1 protein-coding gene and 2 pseudogenes are annotated in these 1,907 nt (G+C 66.9%); all 3 read right to left on the minus strand.

What is annotated here, in order from left to right:
* A pseudogene (locus tag VGC56_RS04695) lies at window positions 1-316 on the minus strand (DDE-type integrase/transposase/recombinase); the annotation flags it as partial.
* Between the two features lie 27 nt (window positions 317-343).
* Window positions 344-1,539 (minus strand): IS3 family transposase gene (locus VGC56_RS04700; protein WP_464123560.1). Its coding sequence is split into 2 segments (ribosomal slippage): window positions 344-1,263 and window positions 1,263-1,539, totalling 1,197 coding nucleotides; the frame shifts between segments, so codons are not numbered across the junction.
* Window positions 1,540-1,599: 60 nt separating this feature from the next.
* Window positions 1,600-1,869 (minus strand): annotated as a pseudogene (locus VGC56_RS04705) (transposase); the annotation flags it as partial.
* Between the last annotated feature and the right edge of the window lie 38 nt (window positions 1,870-1,907).

Consider the following 1,907-nt stretch of genomic DNA (forward strand, 5'->3'; position numbering starts at 1 on the left):
AGGGGCCGGCCCCGTCTGTACCAATCCGGTCAGGCGCGAGCAAGGGCTCGTCCTTCAGCATCTTGCGGAAGAAGCGCTTGGCGGCCTGGAGGTCGCGTGTGGCGGTAAGCAGGAAATCAACCGGTGTGCCGTGCTTGTCGATGGCCCGGTATCGCCACTGGCCGCGGATCTTGATGTAGGTCTCGTCAATGCGAATCGACCTGCAATGCGGCGTGCGGAAGGATCGCAGCCGGCGCTCGAATCAGCGCGCATAGGCCAGGACCCAGCGGTTCACGGTGCTGTGATCCACCGCCAAGCCGCGCTCGAGAAAGAGCTCTGAAGTTGCCCCGTTTTCGTGGACGGTTCAGGGGGTAGCGGGCTGTCGGTCTGTTTGCATCTCCTGTTCGTAGCAAATGGGCGAGCGATACCCGAGGGCGGAGTGCCGCCGGGTGGGATTGTAGAAGCCTTCGATGAAGCTGAAGCAGGCCATACGTGCCTCGACCTGAGAGGCAAAGCGGCGCCGCTCGAGCAGTTCGCATTCGAGGGTGGCAAAGAAGCTCTCGCACAGGGCGTTGTCGTAGGCATCCCCGACCGAGCCCATCGAAGGCCGCACGCCGGCTTCCTTGCAGCGCTTGCCGAAAGCCAGCGAGGTATATTGGCTGCCCTGGTCCGAATGATGGATCACCTCTCGCGGCCGACGCTGGCCGAGGGCCATGTTCAGGGCGTCCAGAACCAGCTCGGCTCGCAGATGGTTCGCCATTGCCCAGCCGACGACCCTGCGACTCCAGACATCCACGACGACCGCTAGGTAGAGGAAGCCCGCCGCGGTCGGGACGTAGGTAATGTCGGCGACCCACAGCCGGTTTGGACCATCCGCCTGGAAGTCGCGGTCGACCAGATCGGGCGCGGGTCGGGCGTGTTTGTCGCGCTGCGTCGCGATCGGGCCGCCGCGCCTGCGGCTAGCGCCGACCAGACCGGCCACGCGCATCAGTCGGGCAATCCGCTTGCGGCCGTGACGCTCTCCGGCGGCCCGCAGCTCGGCATGGACACGCGGTGCCCCATAGGTCTGCCGCGAGCTGATGTGCACCGTCTTGATCCGCGCCAGCAGCACCTCATCCGCTCGGGCATGGGCCGAGGGCGGGCGATAGCGCCAGGCATAGTAGCCGGCCTTTGACACGCCGAGCACGCGTGCCATCGCGGCGATCGGAAAGCGGGCCTGGTTCGCGCTCATGAGCCGGAAGATCCGGACGGGATCACGCCGGTCTCGCGGGCGAACCAGGCCGTCGCTCGAGAGAGAATGTCGCGCTCCAGGCGCAGCTGCTTGTTCTCCCGTCGCAGCCGGGTCAATTCCTCGCGTTCGGCCGCGCTTAGGCCGGCATCAGCAGCGGGCTTGACCTCCCGGCGGCCCTCCTGTCGATCGGCCTGGGCCACCCAATTGCGGATCGCCTGGGACGAGGGTTCGAACTCGCGAGCCAGATCGGCCGGGTCACGCCCGGCACGAACCAGCTCGACCATCTGGCGCCGGAACTCCGGCGCATAGGGAGGATGCGTCTTGGCCATAAGGACACCTCGCGCAAAAGCATCGTCGGTGTCCACCAAACCGGGGCAACTTCAACTTCACTTCCAGTCGATCCGCCCCCGGACCGCGTCGGCCGCCTGCCGGTCGCTCAGCCCCTCGGTAAACTGCAGCACCGTGACCAGGGCCAGCCGCCACGGGGAGTGCGCCGGCTGGCCGCGAACCGGGTAGAGGGAGGCGAACATCCGGTCGTCGTAGACCGCACCCAGCTCGTCGCGCAGGCGCATGGCCGGACAGCCCTTTGGGAACGCGGCTGCGGCGACCTGGGCGGTCGCGGCGGGAACAGGCGCAATCTCGGCACGACGTAGTGACATGGTAACGGCTCCGCTCAGTTGACCCGCAACAGGCTGTC

It is taken from the genome of Allosphingosinicella sp., assembly GCF_036403745.1.
Taxonomy (GTDB): domain Bacteria; phylum Pseudomonadota; class Alphaproteobacteria; order Sphingomonadales; family Sphingomonadaceae; genus Allosphingosinicella.